This window comes from Cupriavidus pinatubonensis (assembly GCF_019602855.1).
Classification (GTDB): domain Bacteria; phylum Pseudomonadota; class Gammaproteobacteria; order Burkholderiales; family Burkholderiaceae; genus Cupriavidus; species Cupriavidus pinatubonensis.
The window spans coordinates 2,432,668-2,457,665 of record NZ_CP080767.1; the positions used below are offsets into that span (position 1 = coordinate 2,432,668).

Consider the following 24,998-nt stretch of genomic DNA (forward strand, 5'->3'; position numbering starts at 1 on the left):
CGACATGACACTCTCTGATCAGAAGCGGTGCTGCAGGCCGGCCATCACGCCGGTCTGGCTGTTGGCGTACCCCACGAAATCGCGCGACAGGCTGACGTTCTGGCCGTTGCGGGCCTTGGCATAGCCGGCCGACAGATAGGCCAGCGTGCGCTTCGAGAACGAGTACTGCGCGCGCAGCGAGAACAGGATCGGATCGGCGTCGTTACCGCCCTTGATGTTCTGCTTGTAGACCGCGCCGTACAGCGTGAACGCCGGCGTGAAGTCATAGCTTGCGCCGCCCCAGTACATATCGCTGCGCTCCGACGCCGCGCCGGTGGTCAGCGTGCGCTTGTAGTTGCGGTAGCCGGCAAACAGCGACAGGCTGCCGAAGTCATAGCTCGCGCCCGCGTGGATGCCCTGGATATAGTCCGTGGTATCGGCCGGCGTGGTGCTGCTGCCAGCCCCGTTCTGGCGATCCCAGGTCGCCGCGGCGGCGAACTTGCCCGCGTTGTAGCCGACGCCGAGGGCATACTTGGACGCGGTCTTGAAGTCGCCCGCCACTTCCCCCATGGCCGCGGTCGCGCCCAGCTTCAGGCCGCCAAACTTACCGTCATAGCGGACGGCATTCGATGCACGCGAGAACAGGCCGTCCTTGCGACCGCCGGTCGCCGTGGACGACGTCGCCCACGAATAGTTCGGCGCGTAGCCCATCGGGTCGAACGGCAGCATGAAGTCGTACGTCGTGGTGAACGTGCGGCCCATGACCACCTGGCCATAGTTGCTGCTGAGGCCGACCGTGGCGCGGCGATCGAACAGCGTGCCGCTCGTATCGAGATTGCCGGTGTCGATGGCAATGCCGCTTTCCAGGTTGAACACCGCCTTCAGGCCGCCGCCGAGATCCTCGACGCCGCGCATGCCCCAGCGCGAGGTATTGCGCCCGCCCGAGGTCAGCTTGACCACTGAGCCATTGGGCCCGGCATGGTTGACATACTCGACCCCCGCGTCGACCAGGCCATACATGGTCACGCTCGACTGGGCGCAGACCGAACCGGTGCCCGTCAGACCGATGCAGGCCAGAGCCAATGCCGTACGTTTCATTCTTCTCTCCTTGCTTTGCTTGTTGTGGTTTGTGGTAACAGCCATCGCGTTCGCCTGAGGATCGTGCCCGCCGGTAAAGCCGGCGGCGAATCGCGGTGGCATGACGGCCGCCCCGCGTCGGCCGCAGTACCGGCACGACCGCATGCCGGCACACCCACCACAACCTGTCCCCTGGTCGTTATGGCGCTCCATCCGCTGGCGGTGGAACACTCGAATGAGCGGCATCGTAGGGGACCGGCACTTTCAGTTCGCTTTCGTGCGAAGACGGATTGGCGCGTGATGCACCAACCCGGGGTTGGGAGTTTCCCTAGTTTCAAAGACCGTGCACTTGGCTGTATCTGTCTGGGCCATTCCATCCATTGAATTGCCCCCGGGCTGTGCGCCGTGGCGGGACACGGACATGCACGCCTGGGCGCACGGCTATTGGGCCGGTGCAGCAAGCGCCGCCTTGCCCGTCCCGCAGCGCTGCCTGCCTTGCCGCTTTGAATTACCCCGATGCGTATCCTGCTTGCCGAAGACAACCTGATGCTGGCCAACTCGCTGACCCAGGCCATGACCCAGGCCGGGTTTACCGTCGACTGCATGCACGACGGCCGTAGCGCCGACCACCTGCTGGCCACGCAGGACTATGCGTTGCTGATCCTCGATCTCGGCTTGCCACGGCTGGACGGTCTTGAAGTGCTGCGCCGGCTGCGCCAACGCCGCAACCGCATGCCTGTGCTCATCCTGACCGCGCATGGCTCGGTGGAGGACCGCGTGCGCGGTCTGGACCTGGGCGCCGACGACTACCTGGCCAAGCCCTTTGACCTTTCCGAGCTAGAAGCGCGCGCACGCGCGCTGATCCGCCGCAGCCACGGCCATGAATCCACACAGCTGAGTTGCGGCCCCCTGCACTACGACAGCGTGAGCCGCGCGTTCACGATCGACGGCGAACTGCTGCAACTCACGCGGCGCGAGCGATCGGTGCTCGAAGTGCTGTTGCTGCGTAATGGCAAGGCCGTCAACAAGTCAGCCCTCTCCGAGAAGATCTTCGGCATTGACGAGTCGGTCAATCCGGATGCCATCGAGATCTACATCCACCGCCTGCGCAAGAAGCTCGATGGCAGCGGCGTGGCGATCGTCACGCTGCGTGGGCTCGGCTATCTGATCGAAGCGCGGCCACAGCCTGCGCCATGAACATGTGGGGCAGGACACCGAGCCTGCGCCTGCAACTGTCGCTGTGGCTGCTACTGCCGCTGCTGGGATTGCTGGCGCTCGATGCCTGGCTGACCTATGAGCGCGCCATGTCGGCTGCGCACACGGCGTTCGACCGCACGCTCGAGGCATCGCTGCGCGCCATGCGCGAGGGCATTGCCCTGCGCGACGGCCGGCTCGAGATCGACGTGCCGAACCTGGCACTCGAACTGTTCGACGACAAGGCAGGCCCCCACGTCTTCTATCAGGTGCGCGACGAGCACGGCGAGACGGTCACCGGCTACACCGATCTGCCGGGACCGCCCGGCACGCGCCCGCCGCTCTACCGAACCGTGTTCTACGACACGGTGTTTCGCGAACAGCCATTGCGCATGGCCGCGCAGGCGCTGCCAATCCATGACGTGGGCTCGGCCCGCAGCCAGCTGGTGTGGGTCGTGGTGGGCGAAACCATCGAACCGCGCCAGGCGTTGGCGCGCGAGATCCTGGTGGGCTCGCTGCTGCAGGAACTGGTGCTGGTAGCGCTGGCGCTCGGCATCGTCTGGCTGGGCGTGCGCCGCGGGCTGCGGCCACTGCATCGCTTGTCGGATACGGTGGCGGCGCGCAGCGCGAGCCAGCTCGACCCGATCGAGCATCGTGACCTGCCGTCCGAAATGAAGCCGCTGGTGCGCGCGCTGAACCAGTACGTGGATCGCCTGCACCGCATGCTGCAGGCACGCAAGCGCTTCTTCGCCGATGCCGCGCATCAGCTCAAGACGCCGCTCGCCGTGATCCAGGCCGAATCCGAACTGGCGTTGCGCGAGCCCGATGGCGAGCGCGTGCGCGAACACATGCGCCTGCTGCACGGCACCGTGCGCCATGCAGCCAAGGGGGTGCAGCAATTGCTGTCGCTGTCCAGGCTCGATCCGGACAGCGGCTACGCGCCCACGCTGCGCGACGTGCCGCTCGATGCCGCTGCGCGAGCGGTGGCACTGGAATGGGTGTCGGTCGCACGCCGGCATGGCGTGGACCTGGGATTTGAAGGCGATGACACCGTCACGGTGCAGGGGCAGATGGAACTGCTGCAGGAACTTACCGGCAACCTGATCGACAACGCGATCCGCTATGCGGGCGACGGATCGACTGTCACGGTTCGGGTGGCGCAGGAAGCGGACGGCACCGCCCAGCTGCAGGTGATCGACGACGGTCCCGGCATTGCCTCCGCCGAACGCGAAGACGTTTTCCGACGCTTCTACCGTGGCGAAAGCGGCCAAGGCGTGGAAGGCACCGGGTTAGGGCTGCCGATTGTCAGGGAGATCGCCAGGCTGCATCAGGCCACTGCCGGCCTCGACGACACGCCCGGCGGCGGGCTCACCGTGACGGTGCGCTTTCCCGCGCCGGGTGGCGAGCCGCAGGCCTAGTCCATCTTCAGAGCTTCTCGGTCTCGCCGATCTTCGGCTGCCATTTCATCAGCCGCTTTTCACCGGCGCCGACCATCCAGTCCAGCACCAGCGCAAACGCCGTCAGGACCACGATGCCCGCGAACACGGTGTTGATGTCGAATGTGCCCTCGGCCTGAAGAATCAGGTAGCCCACGCCGCGCGCGGAGCCCAGGTATTCACCGACCACCGCGCCGACAAAGGCCAGGCCGACCGACGTATGCAGCGACGAAAACACCCAGCTCGTCGCGCTCGGCAGATAGACATGGCGCAGCAGTTGCTGGCGATTGGCGCCGAGCATGCGCGCATTGGCCAGCACCACCGGGCTGACTTCCTTCACGCCCTGGTAGACGTTGAAGAACACGATGAAGAACACCAGCGTCACGGCCAGCGCCACCTTGGACCAGATGCCCAGCCCGAACCACACCGCGAAGATCGGCGCCAGGATCACGCGCGGCATCGAGTTCATCGCCTTCACGTAGGGGTCGAGGATCGCCGACGTCAACGGGCTCAGCGCGAGCCAGAGGCCGACACCCAGGCCGGCCACGGTGCCGATGCCGAAAGCCAGCACCGTCTCCAGCAGCGTCACGCCGAGATGCAGGTAGATATCGCGCTCGACGATGAACCAGTTCCAGATGCGCTGCGCCACCATCAGCGGCTCGCCAAAGAAGAAGGCGACCTCCTGCGACCGCGTGGCAAAGTGCCACACGCCGAGGATCACCACGAGGACGAGCAGCTGCCAGACGCGCAGCATGCCCTTGGAGTCAGGACGGAATGCCATGGAAATTCGGATTCGATGTCAGGTTGAACGCAGCAATCAGGCCGCGTTGCGCTGCTGCGCATAGCCCTTCAGGACCTCTTCGCGCAGCACGTCCCAGATCGCGGCGTGCAGTTCGACGAAGCGCGGATGGTTGCGGATCTCGGCTACGTCGCGCGGGCGCGGCAAATCGATCGCGAACTCGCCGATCGGATGCGTGCCCGGCCCTGCCGACAGCACCACCACGCGGTCGCTCATGGCGATCGCCTCATCAAGGTCGTGCGTGATGAACAGCACAGCCTTGCGCTTGGCGGCCCACAGGTCCAGCACCTCGTTCTCCATCAGCTGGCGCGTCTGGATATCGAGCGCGGAGAACGGCTCGTCCATGAGAATGATGTCCGGATCCAGCACCAGCGTCTGTGCCAGGCTCACGCGCTTGCGCATGCCGCCCGAAAGCTGGTGCGGATAGCGGTCGCCGAAGCCGCCCAGGCCTACGCGACGCAGCCACTCCTCACCTTGCTTCACGGCCTCGGCGCGCGGCACGCCGCGGAATTCGAGACCGGCCACGACGTTGTCTAGAGCGCTGCGCCATGGCATCAGCGCCTCGGCCTGGAACATGTAGCCGGCGCGTTGGTTGATGCCGCGCAGCGGCTCACCGAACACGCGGACCTCGCCGCTCGACGGCTCCAGCAGCCCGGCGCCGACATTGAGCAGCGTGGATTTGCCGCAGCCGGTCGGGCCGACCACCGATAGAAACTCGCCCGGCTGGATGGCCAGGGTAACGTCCTTGACCGCCGTATAGCGCTGGCTGCGGTCGTCGCGCGAGACAAAGGTGCAGGTGACCTTGTCGAGGGAAAGTGCGGGAATGCTCATGGGAAACCGTCTCGTTCGCCGCGCCATGGCGCGCATCGAGGGTGATGATGGCCGCCGGCCCCGCAATGCAAAGGCCGGCTGCACACAGCAGCGGGCCCGGGACGCACGCGGCGCAGGCTTACTTGTACTTCGCGTTGGCCTTCTGCACGAACGCGTTGGTGTACGTGTCTTCGAGCTTGACGGACTTGCCCTTCAGCTCGGCGTCAAATTGCTGCAGCATGCTCAGCGCGGTGCGCGGACCATCGGCCGGCATCATGCCGTCCGGCGAGATCGCTTCCTTGACCTTGTCCCACGCAGCCAGGTACAGCGCGCGATCGCCGAGCAGGTAGCTTTCGGGCACGGTCTTGACGATGTCGGACGGGCCAGCCTTCTGCAGCCACTTCAGTGCGCGGACCATCGCGTTGGTCAGTGCCTGGGTGGTGTTGGGGTTCTGCTGGATAAACGCTGCCGACGCGTACAGGCAGCCCGACGGCATATTGCCGCCGAACACGGTCTGCGTGTCCTTGAGCGTGCGGGTATCCGAAGCGATGCGGACCTCGTTCTTCTGCGTCAGCATCGAGATCACCGGATCCAGGTTGGCCATGGCGTCGATCTGGCCCGAACGCATCGCAGCCACCGCGCCGGCGCTCGCGCCCACGCCGATGAACGACACGTCGGACGGCTTGAGCCCGGCCTTGGCCAGCACGAAGTTCGCCATCATATTCGTCGACGAGCCCGGCGCGGTCACGCCGATCTTCTTGCCCTTCAGGTCGGCGATCGATTTGAACCCCGGCATGGTCTTGTTCGAGACCACCAGCACGATTTGCGGCGCCCTGCCCTGCAGCACGAACTCCTGGTAGCGCTGCCCCTTGGCCTGCAAGCCGATGGTGTGTTCGAACGCGCCGGACACCACGTCCGCGCTGCCGCCCACCACGGCCTGCAGCGCCTTGGCACCGCCGGCGAAGTCCACGATCTCGACGTCCAGCCCTTCTTCCTTGAAGTAGCCCAGCCGCTCGGCAATGGTCAGCGGCAGGTAATAGAAAAGGTTCTTGCCGCCGACGGCGATCGTCACCTTGGTTTTCTCGGGCTTGCCCTGAGCCTGTGCCTGACCGAAGGTGAACCACCCGGCCAGAAACAGCGCCAGCGCGATCAGGAACTGTTTCCAGAATTTCTTGTTATACATTCGATTCTCCTACCCGTTGGGATCTGCAAACGGCGTGCCGCGCTGCGGCCCAGTGCGATGCTAGCGGACCTTTCACCGACCCGCATCGGTGCGAATACCTAAAGCCGGCCAGATTGCTGCCGGCTTCAGCATACGCCCCATTGCTTTCGATCGGCTTGCCGTCCGCGCTTATTCGGCGTGGATGTCCGCGGACTTGATCACCTTGCCCCATCGCGCCAGTTCTGCCTTCTGATACTGCGCCAGTTGCTGCGGCCCCATGAAGACAGCCTCGGCACCCAGCTCCTCGGCTTTCTTGCGGAACGCATCGGTGCGCATGATCTTCTCGATCTCGCCGGCCAGCTTGTCGATCACGGGCTTGGGCGTGCCCGCCGGCGCGTACATCGCGAACCACGACGACACGTCGAGGTCGGGATAGCCGGCTTCCGGCGCCGACGGCACGTCCTTCAGGCTTGGCAGACGGGTCTTGCTGGTCACCACCAGCGGACGCAGCTTGCCCGCGGCGATATGGCCCATCAGCGGCGGCGGCGTGGTCATGGTCAGGTCCACATTGCCGCCGAGCAGATCGGTCATGGCCGGGCCGGTGCCCTTGTACGGCACGTGGGTTATGCGGATGCCAGCCATCTGGTTCAGCAACTCCGTCGAGACGTGCTGCAATGAACCGTTGCCCGACGATGCGTAGTTCAACTTATCCGGATGGCTCTTGGCATAGGCCACCAGTTCCTTGAGCGACTTCACCGGCAGCCCCTGGCGGACCACGAGCACCTGCGGAGCGGACAACAGATTGGCGACCGGTGCGAAATCCTTGACCGGATCCCACGGCAGGTTCTTCACCAGCAGCGGCGTGATAACGTGGAAGCCGGAGTACTGCACCAGCAGCGTGTAACCGTCCGGCTTGGCACGCGCGACGACCTGCGCCGCAATGCTGCCGTTGCCGCCGGGGCGGTTGTCCACCACGACGGCCTGGCCCAGCGCCTTGGCCAGCGGCTCCGAAATCATGCGTGCCGCCAGATCGGTGGTGCCGCCAGCCGCGGCCGAGACCACCAGCGTGACAGGTCGAGTCGGGTAGCTGCCGTCCTGCGCAAAGGCGCGCGGCGCAGTGGTGACGATAGCGCCGCCAAGGGCGAGCATGGCTGCGGCCATGAGCTTGCGGCGCGCCGGCCGTAGGGAAAAGGCTTGCTTCATGGAATGTCTCCGGTATCGGTAAAAGTCTTTTTTTGTCGTCGCGCCGCTTGCCCCGGCGCGCGCATGCCTCAGGAACCTAGTCCTGTCCGGCGAAATGCTCTGCCAGCCAGGCTGGCGGCTGATGCGTGCGCAGGCGCGGGCCGGCGCGCAGCAGTTGGCTGCCGATGTCGCGTTCCACCAGCGCGGGAATGCCGGCGACGACATCGAGCAGCGCAGGCAGGTCCACGCCGGTCTGCACGCCCATGCAGGCAAACATGTGCACGAGCTCCTCAGTACTGACATTGCCGCTCGCACCGGGCGCATAGGGGCAGCCACCAAGGCCGCCGGCCGCGGCATCGAAGCGTGTGACGCCGGTTTCCCAGGCTGCCACGGCATTCGCCAAACCCATGCCGCGCGTGTTGTGAAGATGAATGGTCAGGCCCGTATCCGGCAGGCGTTGCTGGAACTGCTCGCACATCTGCGCGACCTGGTTCGGAAAAGCCATGCCGGTGGTATCGCACAGCGTGATGCCTTGCGCGCCGGCCTCCGCAAAGCTGTGAGCCAATGCCATCACGGCGTCAGTGCTCACCTCGCCCTCGAACGGACAACCGAACACCGTCGACAGCGACACGTTGACCGGCACACCGGCCGCGCGGGCCTCAGCGATCATCGCGAGCAACTGCGCCTCCGATTGCGCACGCGTCATGCGCAGGTTCGCGCGGTTGTGGGTTTCGCTGACCGACATCACCAGGTTGACCTCATCGGGCCGGCACGAAAGCGCGCGCTCCAGGCCACGGAGGTTCGGCACCAGCGCGGTATAGCGCACGCCGGGCCGGCGATGCATGCGGTGCATCAGCGCTTCGGCATCCGCAAGCGCCGGGATGGCCTTGGCCGATGTGAACGATGTGGCTTCGATGCGCGCGAAGCCACAGGCGGACAGCGCATCGACAAAGGCGACCTTGGCATCGGTAGGCACCACGACCGGCTCGATCTGCAGGCCGTCGCGAGGCGACACTTCGTTAATCTCGATACGGGCTGGGCCGCGCAAGGCCGGGGAGTTGAATTCGGCGGCGCTCATGCGATTACCTTGCGTGCGCGCAGATCGGCGATGGCTGCCGCGTCAAACCCTGCCTGTTCCAGCACCGTGTCGGTGTGCTCGCCCAGTGTCGGCGCGCGGTCATGGATCGCGCCGGGACTGCCCGACAGTTTCGGCATGATGCCGGGCACTTCCACGGTCAGGCCGCCGGCCGACGTGACGGATTCGATCACGCCACGCGCACGGTAGTGCGGGTCTTCAGCGATGTCCTTGACGGTGTAGATGCGCCCAGACGGTACCTCGGCCTCGCGCAGCACGGCGAGCACAGCTTCCACGCTTTGCGTGCTGGTCCAGGCAGCGATCGCGGCATCGATTTCCTCGACACGCTTCACACGGCCATCGTTCTGCGCGAGCGCCGGGTCCTCGGCCAGGTCGGCGCGGCCGATCGCATGCATCATGCGCTTGAAGATGGCATCGCCGTTGGCCGCCACCAGTACATACTCGCCGCTCTGGCACGGATACGCGTTCGATGGCGCAATGCCGGGCAGCGCGCCGCCGGCTGGCTGGCGCACCGCGCCGAATGCCGAGTATTCCGGCAGCAAGCTTTCACTGAGATTGAACAGCGACTCGTACAGCGCCACGTCGATGACCTGCCCTTCCCCGCCACGCGCATCGCGCTGGTAGAGGGCCAGCAGCACGCCCATCGCACCGTGCAGTCCGGCGATCGTGTCGCCCAGCGACAGGCCGGCACGTACGGGAGCCCGGCCCGGCTCGCCGGTCAGGTGGCGCAGGCCGGCCATGGCTTCGGCCACGGCGGCAAACCCCGGTTCGTCCTTCTTCGGGCCCGTCTGGCCATAGCCAGACACACGCAGCATGATCAGGCGCGGATTGTCGGCGTGCAGCACGTCCCAACCGAGGCCCCACTTTTCCATGGTGCCGGGGCGGAAATTCTCGATCAGCACATCGGCTTCGGCGGCCAGCTTGCGCACCAGCGCCTGGCCTTCGGGCTGGCGCAGGTCGATGCAGACTGATTCTTTATTGCGCGACTGCGCTTCCCACCAGACCGATGTGCCCTCATGCAGCATGCGCCATTTGCGCAGCGGATCGCCCAGGCCCGGCGGCTCGATCTTGACCACGTGGGCGCCGAAGTCGGCCAGGGTCTTGGCGGCAAAAGGGCCGGCAATCAGTTGCCCGAGTTCGAGGACGCGGATGCCCTCGAGAATCTGTTGCGCCATGGTTGTCTCCGTACGGTGCGGCCCGCTGAGCGTTGCGGGCGTGTTTGCGTTTCGACGGAGTTTGCCCCAGCGGCGGGCTGGCCGGAATCGGCAATCGGTGAAGCGGGCTTTCTCCGAATGCGAAAGGCCTGCGGCTTGCAGATGTGATTAGAACGGCGCGCGGTCGCCGCAAAGATGTGAAATGAGCAGCCGCGCCGAAACCGTCAGGCCGGCCGGGTCGCGCATGCCGATCAGCAGCGAGCGCTTCGCCCAGGCATCCTGCAGCGACACCAGCGATAGTCCCATCGACTTCACATGCGGTTCGGCCGCGATGCGCGGCAGCACGCCCACGCCAAGGCCGGCCATCACCATGCGGCACATGGCGTCAAAGCTGCGCACCTGGATGCGCAGCCGGAACGGGCGGTCCAGCCGGCTGCTTTCCTCGAGCAGGCGCGCGGCAAGGGAAGTCACCTGCGGCAGGCTGACAAAGTCGAATTCGAGGGTGTCGGCGTAGCGCACCGGCCCACGCTCGGACAAGGGGTGGCCCGGCGGCGTGACCATGACCAGTTCATCCTGGCGGTACTCCACGGTCACCAGGCCCGCGCACGGCGTGCGATCGGCAAAGATGCCGACGTCGGCGCGATTCTCGACCAGCGCCGCGACGATGTCGCTGCTGTTCTGCTCTTCGAGCTCGATGCGAATGGTCGGATGCAGCCGCATGAAAACCGCCAGGTCGTCAGGCAGAAACTGCGTGATGGCGGAGGTATTGGCGCAGACGCGCACCTGGCCGCGCACGCCGCTTGCATAGTCGGACATCACCCCGGCCATGCGCTCCACGTCCTGTAGGATCGTCAGCGCATGGTGGTAGCAGGCCTGCCCGGCTTCGGTCAGCTGCACGCCCGCGGCATGACGGAAAAACAGCGGGGCGCCCACTGCTGCTTCCAGATCCGAAATGCGCTTGCTTGCGGCGGCCACGGCCAGGTGCGACTGCCTCGCTCCCGCCGAAATGCTGCCCTGCCGGACGACGGCCACGAACAAGCCGAGCGTGACAAGATCGAAGCGGGCCAGGTTCATTGCGGGCAGTGCAGGAGTCGGTTAGCGAGAGGCAGTTCGGAGCAGGTCATGATGCGGAGTGCGCCAGCCTCAGAGATTGCGGCGGTCCATCACCGCGCGGGCAATGGTGCCGGCATCGACGTACTCGAGTTCGCCACCGACCGGCACGCCGCGTGCCAGGCGCGATACCTTGAGGCCGCGCGCCTTGAGCATCTCGCCGATGTAGTGCGCGGTGGCCTCGCCTTCGCTGGTGAAATTGGTCGCGACGATGACTTCGCCCACCGGCCCGCCCATCTCCGTATCGGTGGCTCGCGCGAGCAGGCGGTCCAGATGGATTTCCTTCGGGCCGATGCCGTCAAGCGGCGACAGCCGGCCCATCAGCACGAAATACTTGCCGCGATAGGTCAGCGTCTGCTCGATCATGATCTGGTCCGCCGGGGTTTCCACCACACACAGGATCGAACCGTCGCGCCGGTCATCGAGGCAGGTCTCACAGATTTCCTGCTCGGTGAACGTATTGCAGCGCGCGCAATGGCGGATATGGTCAGCCGCCCCGCGCAGTGCATCGCCGAGTTTGCGCGCGCCCTCGCGGTCGTGTTGCAGCAGGTGGTAGGCCATGCGCTGGGCGGACTTCGGACCCACGCCGGGCAGCACCCGCAGCGCCTCGATCAGCGCCTGCAGCGAGGTGGGCGGCGCAGCCTTCACGGCCGCCCTCCCACGTACCGCATGGACATTGCGCGCGTCTTGATCATGCCGTCGGCGTGCCTCAGAACGGCAGCTTGAAGCCCGGGGGCAGCGGCAGGCCCGAGGTCATCGAGCCCATCTTTTCCTGCGTGGTCGCCTCGGCCTTGCGCACGGCGTCGTTGAACGCGGCGGCAACCAGGTCTTCGAGCAGATCCTTGTCGTCGGCAAGCAGGCTCGGATCGATGGTGACGCGCTTCACGTCGTTCTTGCAGGTCATGACCACCTTCACGAGGCCGGCGCCGGACTGGCCCTCGACCTCGATCTGGGCGAGCTGCTCCTGCATCTTCTTCATGTTTTCCTGCATTTGCTGGGCTTGCTTCATCAGCCCGGCCAGTTGACCTTTCATCATGATGGAATGCTCCTGGATTCGATAGAAAGCGGTTGGAAGGCCGCGCCCCGCGCGGCCCGGAAAATTCAGGCCACGCGCGGCTGGATCGAGCCCGGCACGATCTGGCCGCCAAAGTCACGCAGCAGGCCTTGCACGAACGGGTCGGCTTCGATATTGGCCTCCGCCTCGCGCTGGCGCTCGGCACGGGCCTGCGCATCGGCCGCGGCGGCCGTCTCGGAGACCGCGCCGATTTCGCACTGCACGCGCACCGGCACACCGAAGTGGTCCGACAGCACTTGCTGCAGGCGCTCGGCAACGCCGTTTTCGCCGAGCGCCGCAACTGGAATACGCAGGTTGAAGGTACGCCCGACCACCTGGGTCAGTTCGCTCTGGTAGGCCAACTGCTGCGGCAGGCCCTTGAGCGGCAGGTTGGCGGCCAGCGTAGGCCACTCCCCCGTGAACACCGGCGGCGTACCGTCTTCCGCAGCTGCGGGCGGACGCGGCGGAACAGCCTTTGCCACAGGCCGCGGGCGGGGCGCCTCGGGGGCCGGAGCTTCCGGCTTCGACGCGCGCGCCGGCGCTGCTGCCTTCGTCGGCAGGCTCACGGGCTCGTTGTCATAGGGGCCAAAGACCGGCAGGTCAGGAGGCAGGTCTTCCCACGGAGGGATGTCGCTGCCGCCCGACGCCTCCCACGGCGGGGCACTTTCGGCTTGCGGGGCGGGCTTGCGGGCCGGTGCAGGCGCTGCGGCCGGCGGCACCGGCCTTGCCGTGGGCGCAGGCGCAGGGCGCGACGCGGCGGCGGCGGGTGCCGGCGCGCGCAGCGGCTGGGCCGGCTGGCGTGCGGCACCGCCTGCCGGGGTCGACATCGGCGCCGCGGCAAGCGCCCGGCCGCTACCACTACCACCGCCGCGAGCGGCAGAAGCCTGCCGCGCTGCCGCGAGGGCGGCCCGGGCAGGCGACATCGGTGCATCCCCACCAGCGTCCTGCCTGGCCGGCGCAGCCACCGCAGGGGCCTGCGCTGCCGGAGCGGGCGCAGGGGCAGGCGTCGGCGACGCAGCAGATTCCGCGTAGCGCGCCACGGGTTCAGCCACGACCGGCGCGGACGCTGCCACAGTACGGGCACGCGGCGTAGCGCCACCGCCCTGCCCCGGCGCTGATGCAGGCAGCGGTTCCGGCGTCGACGACGGGCGGAACGCCAGCATACGCAGCAGCGTCATGGTGAAACCAGCGTACTCGTCAGGCGCCAGCGCCAACTCGCTGCGGCCAAGGTTCGCGATCTGGTAGAAGAGCTGGACTTCCTGCGCATCGAACACGCCCGCCAGACGGCGCACATCGCCAGCTTCCGGCCATTCGTCCTGCACCGAAGCCGGTACGGCCTGGGCCAGTGCGATCTTGTGCAGCAGCGAGCCAAGGTCCTGCAGCGCGCCGGCGAACGACAGGCTGCGGTCGGCCATGGCGTCGGCAATGCCGATCAGCGCGGCGCCGTCCTCGGCTGCCAGCGCGTCGAGCAATTGCACGAGATAACCCTGGTCGATTGCGCCGAGCATGCCGCGCACGGCTTCCTCGGACACCTCGCCGGCGCTGTAGGCAATGGCCTGGTCGGTCAGCGACAGCGCGTCGCGCATCGAGCCGTGGGCCGCCTGGGCCAGCAGCCGCAGCGCATTGCCGTCATGGCCGATGCCTTCCTGCCCGAGGATATTGTCCAGGTGGGACACGATCTGCGCGGGCGGCATCTGCTTGAGATTGAACTGCAGGCAGCGCGACAACACCGTGACCGGAATCTTCTGCGGGTCGGTCGTGGCCAGGATGAACTTGACGTGGCCGGGCGGCTCCTCCAGCGTCTTCAGCATCGCGTTGAAGGCGTGGTTGGTCAGCATGTGCACTTCATCGATCATGTAGACCTTGAAGCGCCCCGCCGTCGGCGCGTACACCGCCTTGTCCAGCAGCTGCGCCATTTCGTCGACGCCGCGGTTCGAGGCCGCGTCCATCTCGATATAGTCGACGAAGCGGCCGCTATCGATTTCGGTGCATGCCTTGCACTGGCCGCACGGCTGCGCCGTGATACCGCCGTTGCCGTCAGCACCGGTACAGTTGAGGGCCTTGGCCAGGATCCGGGACAGCGTGGTCTTGCCGACCCCGCGCGTGCCGGTGAACAGGTAGGCGTGGTGGAGCCGTTGCTGTTCCAGCGCGTGCGTGAGCGCGCGGACCACGTGCTCCTGGCCGACCAGCGTGGTGAAATCCCTGGGGCGCCATTTGCGCGCTAGAACTTGATAACTCATGCCGGCGATTGTAGCAAAAGGCGGGGCCGCGACGGCGGCCGCCACGGCAACCGCCGCCCCCGCCAGCCTTGGCGCCGACTGGGCTAGCGCCGGGCCCGGTCAGCCGCACTCGCCCACGTATCCGCAGTTGGCGCACTTGGCGCAGCCGTCCACCTTGTGCAGGGCGTGCGCGCCACACTCCGGGCATGGTTTTCCGGTGCCGAGGGCCGGGTTGACAGGGGCAGCGGCGACCGTGTTGCCCTTCCCGCTCTCCGCCCCGGCGGCGCCATTCTCGCGGCGGGCCAGGCGCGCTGCCAGTTCGGCCACCGGCACCTGGATACCTTCGGCATCAAGAAAGCCGCGCTTGATCAGGATGCGCTGGAGCGCATAGCCGATGGCCGCCACCTCGGAATCATGGAAACGCGGCACCTCGGTGCCGTCCTGCCGCGCCAGCGTACCGTAGCGGACCGTGCCCTTGTCCCATACGACATTGCGCATGTCGGCCAGCGCCTTCGCCACCGAGCCGCCGGAGCGCGCCACCATGGACAACAGGCGCATGGTCGACGTGATCCACTGCTGCCCCTCGCTGCGCTGCCCGGCCGGCATGAAGAACTCGATCGGCCGCTCGATCTCGACCGGCTTGCCGTCCACCATGCCGCTGACCCGCATGAAGTTCACGGTCAGGTAGACGGTCTTGTGCCCCTCGTAGGTCATGTAGTCGAGCTTGGAAGTCACCCCTTCGAGGTCGCCCACGGGGCGGCTGCCATACGGCCGCACCAACGGGTCGTCAACGGTCGTCGCCGTCGAGGAGGCCGCGACAGCCGGCACACTGACCGACAACACTGCACCGAGCACGCTATTGGGCCGATAGGTCGCCAGCCCCTTGAGCCCGGCCTTCCAAGCCTCCAGATAGAGGTTCCGGAACGCCTCGTACGGGTAATCCTCCGGCACGTTGACGGTCTTGCTGATGCTGGTATCGATATACGGCTGCACGGCCTGCAGCATGCGCATATGGTCCAGCGCCGACATCTGCAGCGCCGTGACGAAGGCATCCGGCAACTTGTTCATGTCCGCACCCGTGTGACGGTAGCGCCGCCATGCGTGGTCGGCCACTTCGTACGTGCGGTACGTGTTGTCCGGCATGCGCTTCTTGCGCTGGTACGTCCACGAGAACGCCGGTTCGATGCCATTCGAAGCGTTGTCGGCAAAGGCCAGCGTGATGGTGCCGGTTGGCGCGATCGACAGCAGGTGCGAGTTGCGCAGGCCATTGCGCATAATCGCCTGGCGCACAGGCTCGGGCAGCCGGCTCGCAAAACCGCTTTGCAAATAGGCATCGGCGTCGAACAACGGGAAAGCGCCCTTCTCCGCAGCCAACTCCGTCGATGCAAGGTACGCCTCATCCCGCATGCGTTCGGCGATGCGAGCGGCCACCACCCGCGCCGGCTCGCTGTCGTAGCGCAGGCCAAGCATCACGAGCGCGCTGCCCAGGCCCAGAAAACCCAGCCCCACGCGGCGCTTGGCCTGCGCTTCAGCCTGTTGCTCGGGCAGCGGCCAGAAGGTCACGTCGAGCACGTTGTCCAGCATGCGCGTGGACACCCGGACGACTTCCGCGAACGCGTCGAAGTCGAAATCGCTGTCCGGCGTGAACGGCTGCCGCACGAAGCGCGTCAGGTCGATCGAGCCCAGGCAGCAGCAACCGTATGGCGGCAGCGGCTGCTCGGCACACGGATTGGTCGCTTCGATGGTCTCGCAGTAATAGAGGTTGTTGTCGGCGTTGATGCGGGACAGGAACAGGATGCCGGGCTCGGCATGGTCGTAGGTCGCATGCATGACCTGATCCCAGAGCAGGCGGGCAGGCATGCGCCGGTAGACCCACTGGCCGTCGTCGCGCCGGTAGGCGCCGCCGGCGATCAGGTCGGCACCGGGCTCGGCCTCGTGCACGAGTTCGACTTCCTCGTCACGCTCGACCGCGCGCATGAACTCGTCAGTAACGCCGATCGAAATATTGAAGTTGCTGAGATCGCCCTTGTCCTTGGCGTGAATAAAGCTCTCGATATCGGGGTGGTCGCAACGCAGCACGCCCATCTGCGCGCCGCGCCGTGCGCCGGCCGACTCGACCGTCGCGCACGACGCGTCGAACACCTTCATGAACGACACTGGGCCCGAAGCGCGCGAATGCGTCGCGCGCACCAGCGCACCGGCCGGCCGGATGGCCGAGAAGTCATAGCCGACGCCGCCGCCGCGCCGCATGGTTTCGGCTGCCTGCGCGACCGCCGTATAGATACTGGGCCTGCCACCGCGCGGCTCCGACACCGAATCGCCCACGGGCTGCACAAAGCAATTGATCAGCGTGGCCTGGATGCCGGTGCCCGCGGCCGAGTTGATGCGCCCAGCCGGCACAAAACCGCTCTCCTGCGCCCAAAGAAAACGCGCGGTCCAGCCTTCGCGCTGATCCTCCGTCTCGGCCTGCGCGAGTGCGCGCGCCACGCGCTTGCGCACGTCCGTGACGCTCTGCTCCTCGCCTTTGGCGTATTTCTCCAGCAGGACTTCGGTCGAGATTTCCTGCGGCGCCAGCGCGCCGCGCAGGATCTGGTCGTTTGCGTTCATGTCTTGGCTCACCATTCATGTCCGATTGGGCAGCCGGTATGCTCCAGCCACGGCAGGCAAACGCGCCTGCGCAAGATCAATCCGATGCAAGTTCGACGCAGTGCGCCACTCTGGGGTACAATAGCGGTCGGACGGGCCTCCTCGCATGGTGGCGCGGTCAACCTGGTCAGGTCGGGAACGAAGCAGCCATAGCCGTTTTCCACCAGTGCCGAGGGCCAGGCTCGTCCACCTCATTCCTTCCGCTTCCCCCTGCCTCGGTCCGGCTTCACGGGCTGTCCGGCAAAAAAATCCCCTACTTTTCTCAGGCCTTTCCGATACGTCGTCGATACGTCGTGCGTTCGTCCACGCAGGGCATCCCGTCACTGTAGTACAGCAACGCCACGGGCGCCGTCCTCGCCATTCTGCACCGATTCCGGCGAGATGGGAGGACGCGCCCGGCTCTGCTTTCAGAACAGCGAACCCTGCACTGGCTCCGCTGCCGGCACGGACAGCGCTTCGACGGGGATCCATTCCCCCTTCGCCGTGACCACCCCAGCGTCCACGCGCTTGCCGCGGAACATCGGCGTCACGGCCACCACGTAGCGCATGAGCTGGCTGCGGTAAGCGGCATGTTCCTGCGGCAGCAAACGCAGCTTGTAGTCGATGATGACGACCCTGTCGTCGAACTCCACCAGCCGGTCGATACGCAACAGGCGGCCGCGGCCATCGTACAGTTCGACCTCATTGCGCGCGGACACTGCGTCGGCGCTCCGTAGCAGCGGGAAAAGCGCCTCGGCCGACAGCATCGTGCGCACCGCCTCCACCGCCTCTTCGATCTGCGCCTGCCATGCCTGCTTCGCGCCTGGCGAGCCAGCGCCCGCAAGCGGAAACCAGCGCAGCACGGTTTCCACGTCCGGCACGGCATCAAACGCGTCCGGATAGCGTGTAATCCGCTCCAGCAACGCGTGGATCAGTTCCCCGTGGCGCGCCGCGGCGGCATTGAAGACGATGCCTTCGGTCTCGTCGCCCGATGTCTCAAGCAGCGGCGCGTCCAAGTCGTCCGCATCTTCGGCAAACCGTGCCACGTCAGCCGCATCGCGATAGCGCAAGCGGAAATCCGTGAAGCGCACGGGCTCGCTCGCGCGGGAAACCGCTGGCACGTTGCCCGCTTCCACCGGAGGACGATCGGCCACGGCCTCGCCTACGCCGGCCGCCTGCAGCCTGACATACCAGCTTCCCGAAATCTCGCTGCCCGACTCCGCCTCGGCATTGCGGCTGGCGCGCCCCTTGACGCCGCTGACGAGCAGGCCTTGCTGGGCCCGCGTCATCGCCACGTAAAGCAGATTCCAGTTCTCCCGCTCGCCCAGCGCGGCCTCGGCTTCGAACAGCGGCGCTCGGGCCAGCCCGCGCTCGCTGCGCTTGCCATATGCGGAAAAATGCCGCGGCACCCGCGATTCCGGCGACCAGTCGATCAGGATGCCGCCGCGATCCGGTGCGGGATCGCTATGGTTCGCGTCCAGCAGCACGACGAACGGGGCCTCCAGGCCCTTGGCGGCATGGACGGTCAGGATATGCACCGCATCGAGCCCGGCCTGCGAAGGATCCTCATCAGTTGGCTCGGCATCTTCGGCCATGCCGCCTTCATCCGGGCTCTCCTGCTCGTCGCCGCGTCGGATTTCCTGCAACTCGTCGATGAACTTCGGCAGGCTCGGATAACGGCCGCCGTCGAGATCCAGCGACAGTTTCAGGAAGGCATCGAGGTTCGCCAGCACCTGCTCGCGGATGTCTGGCGGCGCGGCCTCGGCATAGCGCCGTCGCACTTCGCCGCCGTGGAAAATCTGGTCGATAAGATCGTGCACGGGCTGGTGCGGCGCGAGCCGCAACCAATGCCGCAGCCGCGCCACGCCATCGCGCACGGCGTCCGAGCATGATGCCGGAACACCGCTCGCCTCAATGCGCGTCCACCAGCCGCGCTCGCCTTCCAGCTGCGACAGCGCGATCAGGTCATCGTCCGTGGCGCCAACCAGCGGGCTCTTGAGCACGTGGGCGAGGTCCAGGTCCGACTCGGGCGTCATCAGGAATGCCAGCAGCGCCGACAGATCGAGCGCCTCCAGCGTAGCCAGCAGGCCGCCGCGGCGCGGGCTCAGGCACGGGATGCCGGCCTCGCGCAACGCGCGTTCGTAGTCGGCCAGATGGGTTTTGCGCCGGACCAGCAGGTGCATGTCGCTCCAGCGCGCTGGCCGCTGTTCGCGGCCTTCGTGCACGGGGACAGTGTCATGGATGTGCCGCAGCCATGCCGCTACGCGCCGGCCTTCTTCGAGGCGCAGCGAATCGCCCTCCTGCCGCCGCGGTTGCAGCAGCGTGTCGCGGTGGCCGACTTCGGATGTAGCGTCATCTGCCGATTCCGATGCGTTGGCGAGCGCCTCATCTCCTTTGTCCTCGGCCTCCACGAGAGGCAGCAACCAGACCGGCCCGCCCCCTTCCGGCAGCGCCGTGGTCTGCGTTTCGTAGAGCGGATATCGCCCCTCAGCACGCGCAGAGTCAAACACCGCATTGACCCATGCGAGCACTTCCGCGCGATTGCGCCGCGTGCGATTGGTGCGCAGCACAGTAGCGCCGAACTCCGCTTGCAGCATGGTGCTGGCCGCGCCAAACAGGCGCGCGTCGGCACGGCGGAACCGGTAGATCGACTGCTTCGGGTCCCCGACCAGGAACACCGTCGGGCGCTCGCCAAGACCTGCGTACCCGGCAAGCCAGCCTTGCAGGATGCGCCACTGCAGCGGGTTCGTGTCCTGGAATTCGTCGAGCAGCAGATGGCGGTAGCGCGCGTCGAGACGCACCTGCAGATAGGTGGCGGTTTCCTCGTCAGCCATCAGGCAGGCGGCCTGCCATTCGAGGTCGGCGAAATCCATCGCGCGCTGCTCGCTCTTGTACTGCTGGTAGCGTTCCAGCAGCGCATTGCCCAGCCGGTAGAGCGCAAGATTGACAGCCAGCACCGCGGCTTCGCAGCGTCTGGCGCTGATCTCTTCGAGCATCGCGCACAACTCGCCGTGCTCGGCCAACAGTGCATCCGCCTGCGATTCCCCGCCGGCCGACTTGACCAGCGCGCTGGTCCGGCGTAGCGAGCGCGCACTGCCCGCCGCCGTGAAGAACGCTGTGCGCAGCAGCGCAAACGCCTGCTCGCATGGCTTGCCGGACACCGCGCCGGCTTCGCGCCAATTGCCGATGGCGATCAACGCATCCTGGATGCGGCCCGCATGGGTCTGCTCTGTCTTGCCAGCCGTACCGAGCCGCGATGCCAGCGACTGGCACCGCTCCAGCGAGACTTCATCGCACAGGGCCTGCACAAGCACCTCGCCCTGCGCATCTTCTCCGAGGCACTCGGCCAGGGCCTCGGCCGGATCGCCGCCTTCGCGCATGGCCCACCATTCGCTGCGCGCGTGGAACATCGCATCAAGCAGGCCGCGCGCCTGGAATTCGCCGACCGCATCGACCAGCGCTTCATAAGCCTGCCTGAGTTCGGCGTACTTCGGCGTCGCCAGCGAGCGCCAGACTGGCGCCCAGGCTTCACGCTTCATGCGCAGCGCATCTTCGCGCAACGAAGCGCCCGGCACGACACCTGAGGCGAGCGGCGCGCCGCGCAGCAGCGTGCCGAACCAGCCGTGAAACGTGTCGATGGCCATGCGGCCCGGCGCGGCGAGTACCTGAGCGTGCAGGCGACGCGCGCGCGGCAGCGATTCATGGGCGGCCTGCGCGGTCATGCCACGCATGACAAGCGCTTCGACCACGGCCTCGTCGCTGTCGCGCGCGAGTTGTGCGAGCACTTCCAGCAGACGCTCGCGCATTTCCTCCGCGGCCTTGCGCGTGAAGGTAATCGCCAGAATTTCGTGCGGGGCGGCGCCGGCCAGCAGCAGGCGCACCAGACGTGCCACGAGCAGCCAGGTCTTTCCGCTGCCGGCGCAGGCCTCAACCACGACGGAACTGGCGGGATCGCAAGCGGCGCGGGTGAAATCGGCCTCGGCCACCGGCTGGCCGTCGCGCAGGTAGGCGTGAACTGTCATGTTGTCAGCGCTGGCACGGCGGTGGATTCCCAAAAGCCCTTGCGACACAGGCCGCGGGCACTGCAATACATACAGGCGGATGCGTCGCCGAACGCCGGCAGCCGCGCGCCTTCGCGCAGGCGCATGACGTCGTCGCGCAACTGCCGCTCGAGCCACGCAACGGCGGCGTCGAAATCAGGCAGGTCGACTTCGCGCTGCAGGCTGGCGGCGCCGTCGCGCACGCCCTCCAGCGCCACCCAGCTTCCGCCGACCGCATCCGCGCGCAACAGGCCATAGAACGGCAGCTGGCAGTCCTCCTCGACCTCGCTGGTCTTGCGCTTGAGGCGCGCGGCGCTCTGCGTCTTGTAGTCGAGCACGGCATGCGCGCCGCCCGGCCCCTGGTCGAGCCGGTCGATGCGCCCGTTCAAACGGATCGGCTTGCCGTCCGGCATGGGCAGGTCCACGCCGGCGTCGATTTCGCCGCCCCGCCAGAACCATCCTTGCGCTTCGCGCTCGGTCTGCCAGGTCACGTAGGACGGCAGGACTTCACACCAACGCCGGTAGTAACCGATGGCATTGCCGTCCTCGGCCATCAGTGCGCCAAAGACGTCGTCCGAGATTTCGCGCAGCCGGTCAAGGCGCTCCGCCTCCGGCACGGTCTCGCCGCGCTCACGGCGCGCCAGCAGTTCGCGATGGTAGCGCAGCAGCACGCGGTGCAGCAGCTCGCCGATATCGCGTTTCTCGAGATCATCGCTGACAGCGTCAAGCCCGGCCAGGCCCAGCATGCGGCCGGCGAAGAATTGATACGGGCAGCGCCGCAGCATGTTGTAGGCCTGCGCGCTCCAGCGTGCCGGCACCAGCTGGGGTGCAGCCGGTGCGGGCATGCCCTGCGTTTCGGCGAAGGTCTGATGAACCAGCGGTGCCATGCTGGCTTCAATGGCGACACCAGCGCGCGCGCAGCATGCGGAAAGGCGCTCGATCCAGCCGGATACGTGCTTGGGCTCGCCGCGGCCGCCCAGGCGCTGCCAGGTCAGCACCACGTCGTCGTTGTTAAGCAGGACTTCGGCTAGGTCGCGCGCCTGCTGCGCAAAGCGTGACTCGCGGTCCTCGAGCTGCAGTTCGCGGCGCATCTGGTTGGAAAAGAACATCAGTTCCGCCGCACTCGACGGCAGTTGCGCGTCATCGCAGCCCACCACCACCACGCCGTCGAAACGGCGCATGCGTGCGCCGTTCAGCGGCAAGATGGTGATGCGCGCCGCGCTTGCCGCCGATGGCTCCTTGTACGCCACGGACTCCAGCAAGGCCGACAGCATCGCGCGGAACTCGGCCTGGCTCAGCGTGGCGTGCGAACTGGTTTCATCCGAAGGCAAGTCCTGCAAGCGCGCGAGTGCATCGAGCAATTGCCGACCGGCTTCATCGGCAGCGAGCGCGGCGCGCATGCCGAGCGCGTCAAGCGTGCCGTCCAGGCAACCGAGCCACATCGACAACGGATGCTGCGCGAGGCCACGCGGCCAGCGTGCCGCCTCGTCAGCAAGGATGGTGAGCAGCTCGCCCGCACTGCGGCGCACTGCCTCGGCGCGCTTGATTTCGGTGTCGTCAGCATCGGCGTCGGCCAACGCAGCGGGCAATGCGCGCGGCAGATGGCGCAGCCGGTCCCAACCGCCACTGACATTGTCGCGGCGGACCTGGCGCTCGATCAGCGCGATGGCGGCACCGCGGTCCGGGAAATCGGGCAGGCAGAACGGACTTTTCAGCAAGTCGAGCAGCGCGGCGGTGTCGCCATCGCGCACGAGCAGGTCGAACCAGCGCATCAGTGCCGCGGCCGCACGCGTGGTCGACAGCTTCCAGCCGGTCTCGTCCCGCACCGGTGCACCGGCGCGCGCCAGCAAAGCACGCACGCGCCTGGCCACGACGCGGTCGTGTGCGACCAGCGCGATATTGCGGCGCCCGGCGTTGAGCCATTGCACGAGCTGGTCCGCCGCAGCGGCCGCTTCATCCTCGAAACGGGCGGTACCGATGACGCGGATAGCCGGGCGCGCTTCGGGCAATGTGGGCAACGCTGGCGTGAATGCCGGGGCGTCGGCGGCATCGGAGATCCGTGCCTCGGGCCACAGCGAGATCAGAGTGTCATACCAGCCCGGCTCTTGGGCTTCGGCGGCGCCAGACCAGTCGTAGCCGATCTCCAGCACTGGCACGAGCTCGTCGGCATCACGCAGGAAGGCGCCTTCGATAGGCGTCGGCGGCGTCGGGGCGATCCATACGACCGGCCCGGACAGTTGCTGCGCGAGCCGGCGCAGCGCACGCCGGCGCGATGGCAGCGGATCGTCGGGTCCCGACAGCGCCTGCCAGAACGCGAGCACGATGCGCGACTCCTCGCCCAGCATCCGCTCGGACAGGTGCGCATAGGTACGTTCGAGCGCCCCCTGCAGCAGCGCCGCGCGGTCAGTGCCATCCATGGCTTCGCCGTCGCTCACGGCGACGTCTTCGAGCCAGCGCGTATTGAGTTCGTCGCAGATCGACAGCAGCGTCTGCGCGAGGCCCCACGCGGCAGATTCCGTCTGGGCGCCAAACGATCGCCTGAGCCAGTCCTGCGCGCGCACGGCCTGCTGCACGGCCAGCAGCCTCGCGGCATGGCTGCGCACCGGCGCGCCTTCAGGCGGCAGGTCGAGCAGCCAGTGGCCGAGCGTGAGCACGCGCGGCAGCAGCCGCGGCTGGCCGGCGGCGCGCGCTGCAGCATCGAGCGCCATGCGTACGCCGGGGATCTGCGCCGCCGTGGGAACGATCACGTGCGCGCCCGCTTCGGACACACCGCAGCGGTCAAGGAAAAACCAGGCAGCCGCAGCTGCCTGGTCGAGGAAATCCGGGCCGGGACGAAAGCGCAGCGGCGTCATGGGCGCACCTGCCGCGTGCTACGCGGCCTGCGTGGAGAAAAGGGATACGACAACGAAGGAAAAAACAACGGCAATGGCAAAAACAACAAAATCCCCATGGTCCCCGCCGCAAATGTCGGCGGCGGCTCTGTACAAAAGCCCGGGATCTGCGCGGTCGGGTACGGGCTGGCTCAGTGCGGGCCGCCTTCGATCCGCGCTCGGATTTCGCGAGCGGTTTCCAGCAGGCCTTCGTAGCCAGAACGGGCGTGTTCGGGCAGATCCGGGTCGCCGACCAGCGTGCCAAGGGTCTCGATGATGCTGTACACCAGCCCCTTGGCTGCGCCGCTGGCAATGCTGTTGGTCTCGACCGCGCTGCTGATGTGATCCAGCGCGTCGCTCAGGTGTTCCACATCCGGGGACGGCTGTCCGGCGTCGGGCTCTGTGGGCTTGCGGGAATCGGGAGTCATGTCGATGGCCTTGTCGATGGCGCATGGCGCGCAGGAAGTGCTGCCCTTCCATTCTACGCGTGCGGCCTGCGCATCAGGCACATATGCGGGCAAATCCGGCGCCAGCTGTCGATTCTGACATATGCCGTATGAATCACATCTACGATTGACGGAATCTCTTGGCATCATTGAAACAAGCATTCATGTAAATGCGGGATTCAAGGCAGAATATCCCCACGCCGACGATTTTCCGGAAGGTTTTGAGCCCCTTGCAGACGGGCGCTTGAAAATCCGCAAACTGGTACCATATCCGCGAAACAGAGGCGACCGAGGCCCTGCCGAATCCCGCCGGAGTGCCTCAGGCGAATTCGGGGATTCTCGTGTAAGGTAACGGTTCGGCCATTCCCAGCCATTGACAAACTGAGCGAAACCAGAGGTTTTCCGCCATGAGTGAACAAATCAAGTATGTGAGCGACGCCTCGTTCGATGCCGACGTCCTCCAGTCCGACAAGCCGGTCCTGCTCGACTTCTGGGCGGAATGGTGCGGCCCGTGCAAGATGATCGCCCCGATCCTGGACGAAGTGGCCAAGGACTATGGCGACAAGCTGCAGATCGCCAAGATCAACGTCGATGAGAACCAGCAAGTGCCGGCCAAGTTTGGCATCCGCGGCATCCCGACGCTGATCCTGTTCAAGAACGGCGCGGTGGCGGCCCAGAAGGTCGGCGCACTGTCCAAGTCGCAACTGACGGCGTTCCTCGACGGCAACCTGTAAGCGATTGCCTG

18 protein-coding genes and 1 other RNA gene are annotated in these 24,998 nt (G+C 66.6%); 4 read left to right on the top strand and 15 right to left on the bottom strand.

Annotation, left to right across the window (positions count from 1 at the left end; genetic code table 11):
- Positions 1–18 precede the first annotated feature (18 nt).
- A complete protein-coding gene (locus tag K2O51_RS23920; protein ID WP_041679645.1) occupies positions 19–1,077 on the bottom strand; it encodes a porin in 1,059 nt (352 codons plus the stop codon).
- Positions 1,078–1,572: 495 nt separating this feature from the next.
- On the opposite strand from K2O51_RS23920, the gene K2O51_RS23925 reads away from it, so the two are divergent.
- Positions 1,573–2,253, top strand: a complete 681-nt coding sequence (locus tag K2O51_RS23925) for a response regulator (RefSeq protein ID WP_011298262.1) — start codon at positions 1,573–1,575, stop codon at positions 2,251–2,253.
- Complete coding sequence (locus K2O51_RS23930; protein ID WP_011298263.1) at positions 2,250–3,668, top strand: sensor histidine kinase; 1,419 nt, start codon at positions 2,250–2,252, stop codon at positions 3,666–3,668. The genes K2O51_RS23925 and K2O51_RS23930 overlap by 4 nt, the downstream gene beginning before the upstream one ends.
- Positions 3,669–3,675: 7 nt before the next feature.
- Here the strand turns inward: K2O51_RS23930 and K2O51_RS23935 are convergent, their stop codons facing one another.
- The 11 genes from K2O51_RS23935 to K2O51_RS23985 all read right to left on the bottom strand — a co-directional run bounded on the left by K2O51_RS23935 (position 3,676) and on the right by K2O51_RS23985 (position 16,879).
- A complete protein-coding gene (locus tag K2O51_RS23935) occupies positions 3,676–4,467 on the bottom strand; it encodes an ABC transporter permease (RefSeq protein ID WP_011298264.1) in 792 nt (263 codons plus the stop codon).
- Between the two features lie 36 nt (positions 4,468–4,503).
- Positions 4,504–5,316 (bottom strand): ABC transporter ATP-binding protein, encoded by an 813-nt coding sequence (locus tag K2O51_RS23940; RefSeq protein WP_041679646.1) that lies wholly within the window; start codon positions 5,314–5,316, stop codon positions 4,504–4,506.
- A gap of 118 nt (positions 5,317–5,434) precedes the next feature.
- Entirely contained in the window at positions 5,435–6,478 is a 1,044-nt protein-coding gene (locus K2O51_RS23945) for an ABC transporter substrate-binding protein (protein WP_011298266.1), read from the bottom strand.
- A 168-nt stretch (positions 6,479–6,646) separates the two neighbouring features.
- Entirely contained in the window at positions 6,647–7,660 is a 1,014-nt protein-coding gene (locus K2O51_RS23950; protein WP_011298267.1) for a Bug family tripartite tricarboxylate transporter substrate binding protein, read from the bottom strand.
- 76 nt (positions 7,661–7,736) lie between these two features.
- Positions 7,737–8,717 carry a hydroxymethylglutaryl-CoA lyase gene (locus K2O51_RS23955; protein ID WP_011298268.1) on the bottom strand — a complete coding sequence of 327 codons (981 nt, stop codon included), beginning with the start codon at positions 8,715–8,717 and terminating at the stop codon, positions 7,737–7,739.
- Positions 8,714–9,910 carry a CaiB/BaiF CoA transferase family protein gene (locus K2O51_RS23960; RefSeq protein WP_220630888.1) on the bottom strand — a complete coding sequence of 399 codons (1,197 nt, stop codon included), beginning with the start codon at positions 9,908–9,910 and terminating at the stop codon, positions 8,714–8,716. The genes K2O51_RS23955 and K2O51_RS23960 overlap by 4 nt, the downstream gene beginning before the upstream one ends.
- Positions 9,911–10,057: 147 nt before the next feature.
- Positions 10,058–10,963, bottom strand: coding sequence for a LysR family transcriptional regulator (locus K2O51_RS23965; RefSeq protein WP_011298270.1), 906 nt, complete (start codon positions 10,961–10,963; stop codon positions 10,058–10,060).
- A 69-nt stretch (positions 10,964–11,032) separates the two neighbouring features.
- On the bottom strand, positions 11,033–11,647 hold the full coding sequence (gene recR, locus K2O51_RS23970; RefSeq protein ID WP_011298271.1) for a recombination mediator RecR: 615 nt from the start codon (positions 11,645–11,647) through the stop codon (positions 11,033–11,035).
- 61 nt (positions 11,648–11,708) lie between these two features.
- On the bottom strand, positions 11,709–12,035 hold the full coding sequence (locus tag K2O51_RS23975) for a YbaB/EbfC family nucleoid-associated protein (RefSeq protein WP_008647477.1): 327 nt from the start codon (positions 12,033–12,035) through the stop codon (positions 11,709–11,711).
- Positions 12,036–12,100: 65 nt separating this feature from the next.
- Positions 12,101–14,293: a DNA polymerase III subunit gamma/tau gene (locus tag K2O51_RS23980; protein ID WP_011298272.1), complete on the bottom strand. Its 2,193-nt coding sequence runs from the start codon at positions 14,291–14,293 to the stop codon at positions 12,101–12,103.
- 99 nt (positions 14,294–14,392) lie between these two features.
- The gene (locus K2O51_RS23985) at positions 14,393–16,879 is read right to left on the bottom strand and encodes an adenosylcobalamin-dependent ribonucleoside-diphosphate reductase (RefSeq protein WP_140950597.1); all 2,487 of its coding nucleotides are present in this window, start codon (positions 16,877–16,879) and stop codon (positions 14,393–14,395) included.
- A gap of 130 nt (positions 16,880–17,009) precedes the next feature.
- Between K2O51_RS23985 and ffs the strand changes: the two genes are divergently transcribed.
- Positions 17,010–17,108: signal recognition particle sRNA small type (gene ffs / locus K2O51_RS23990), an RNA gene on the top strand.
- A gap of 217 nt (positions 17,109–17,325) precedes the next feature.
- Here ffs and K2O51_RS23995 read toward each other — a convergent pair.
- The 3 genes from K2O51_RS23995 to K2O51_RS24005 all read right to left on the bottom strand — a co-directional run bounded on the left by K2O51_RS23995 (position 17,326) and on the right by K2O51_RS24005 (position 24,235).
- The gene (locus tag K2O51_RS23995) at positions 17,326–20,919 is read right to left on the bottom strand and encodes a UvrD-helicase domain-containing protein (RefSeq protein ID WP_220630889.1); all 3,594 of its coding nucleotides are present in this window, start codon (positions 20,917–20,919) and stop codon (positions 17,326–17,328) included.
- Positions 20,916–23,789, bottom strand: coding sequence for a PD-(D/E)XK nuclease family protein (locus K2O51_RS24000; RefSeq protein ID WP_220630890.1), 2,874 nt, complete (start codon positions 23,787–23,789; stop codon positions 20,916–20,918). The genes K2O51_RS23995 and K2O51_RS24000 overlap by 4 nt, the downstream gene beginning before the upstream one ends.
- A 170-nt stretch (positions 23,790–23,959) precedes the next feature.
- On the bottom strand, positions 23,960–24,235 hold the full coding sequence (locus tag K2O51_RS24005) for a hypothetical protein (protein WP_011298276.1): 276 nt from the start codon (positions 24,233–24,235) through the stop codon (positions 23,960–23,962).
- Positions 24,236–24,660: 425 nt separating this feature from the next.
- On the opposite strand from K2O51_RS24005, the gene trxA reads away from it, so the two are divergent.
- Positions 24,661–24,987 carry a thioredoxin TrxA gene (gene trxA, locus K2O51_RS24010; RefSeq protein ID WP_010814265.1) on the top strand — a complete coding sequence of 109 codons (327 nt, stop codon included), beginning with the start codon at positions 24,661–24,663 and terminating at the stop codon, positions 24,985–24,987.
- The last annotated feature ends 11 nt before the right edge of the window (positions 24,988–24,998 follow it).

What these genes read in the sequence shown, in the direction of transcription:
- K2O51_RS23940 (WP_041679646.1), bottom strand. Translation starts at nt 5,316, where the DNA reads ATGAGCATTCCCGCACTTTCCCTCGACAAGGTCACCTGCACCTTTGTC.
- K2O51_RS23965 (WP_011298270.1), bottom strand. Translation starts at nt 10,963, where the DNA reads ATGAACCTGGCCCGCTTCGATCTTGTCACGCTCGGCTTGTTCGTGGCC.
- K2O51_RS23995 (WP_220630889.1), bottom strand. Translation starts at nt 20,919, where the DNA reads ATGACAGTTCACGCCTACCTGCGCGACGGCCAGCCGGTGGCCGAGGCC.
- K2O51_RS23950 (WP_011298267.1), bottom strand. Translation starts at nt 7,660, where the DNA reads ATGAAGCAAGCCTTTTCCCTACGGCCGGCGCGCCGCAAGCTCATGGCC.
- trxA (WP_010814265.1), top strand. Translation starts at nt 24,661, where the DNA reads ATGAGTGAACAAATCAAGTATGTGAGCGACGCCTCGTTCGATGCCGAC.
- K2O51_RS23980 (WP_011298272.1), bottom strand. Translation starts at nt 14,293, where the DNA reads ATGAGTTATCAAGTTCTAGCGCGCAAATGGCGCCCCAGGGATTTCACC.
- K2O51_RS24000 (WP_220630890.1), bottom strand. Translation starts at nt 23,789, where the DNA reads ATGACGCCGCTGCGCTTTCGTCCCGGCCCGGATTTCCTCGACCAGGCA.
- K2O51_RS23985 (WP_140950597.1), bottom strand. Translation starts at nt 16,879, where the DNA reads ATGAACGCAAACGACCAGATCCTGCGCGGCGCGCTGGCGCCGCAGGAA.
- K2O51_RS23930 (WP_011298263.1), top strand. Translation starts at nt 2,250, where the DNA reads ATGAACATGTGGGGCAGGACACCGAGCCTGCGCCTGCAACTGTCGCTG.
- K2O51_RS23945 (WP_011298266.1), bottom strand. Translation starts at nt 6,478, where the DNA reads ATGTATAACAAGAAATTCTGGAAACAGTTCCTGATCGCGCTGGCGCTG.
- K2O51_RS23975 (WP_008647477.1), bottom strand. Translation starts at nt 12,035, where the DNA reads ATGATGAAAGGTCAACTGGCCGGGCTGATGAAGCAAGCCCAGCAAATG.
- K2O51_RS23920 (WP_041679645.1), bottom strand. Translation starts at nt 1,077, where the DNA reads ATGAAACGTACGGCATTGGCTCTGGCCTGCATCGGTCTGACGGGCACC.
- K2O51_RS23925 (WP_011298262.1), top strand. Translation starts at nt 1,573, where the DNA reads ATGCGTATCCTGCTTGCCGAAGACAACCTGATGCTGGCCAACTCGCTG.
- K2O51_RS23960 (WP_220630888.1), bottom strand. Translation starts at nt 9,910, where the DNA reads ATGGCGCAACAGATTCTCGAGGGCATCCGCGTCCTCGAACTCGGGCAA.
- K2O51_RS24005 (WP_011298276.1), bottom strand. Translation starts at nt 24,235, where the DNA reads ATGACTCCCGATTCCCGCAAGCCCACAGAGCCCGACGCCGGACAGCCG.
- K2O51_RS23955 (WP_011298268.1), bottom strand. Translation starts at nt 8,717, where the DNA reads ATGAGCGCCGCCGAATTCAACTCCCCGGCCTTGCGCGGCCCAGCCCGT.
- K2O51_RS23935 (WP_011298264.1), bottom strand. Translation starts at nt 4,467, where the DNA reads ATGGCATTCCGTCCTGACTCCAAGGGCATGCTGCGCGTCTGGCAGCTG.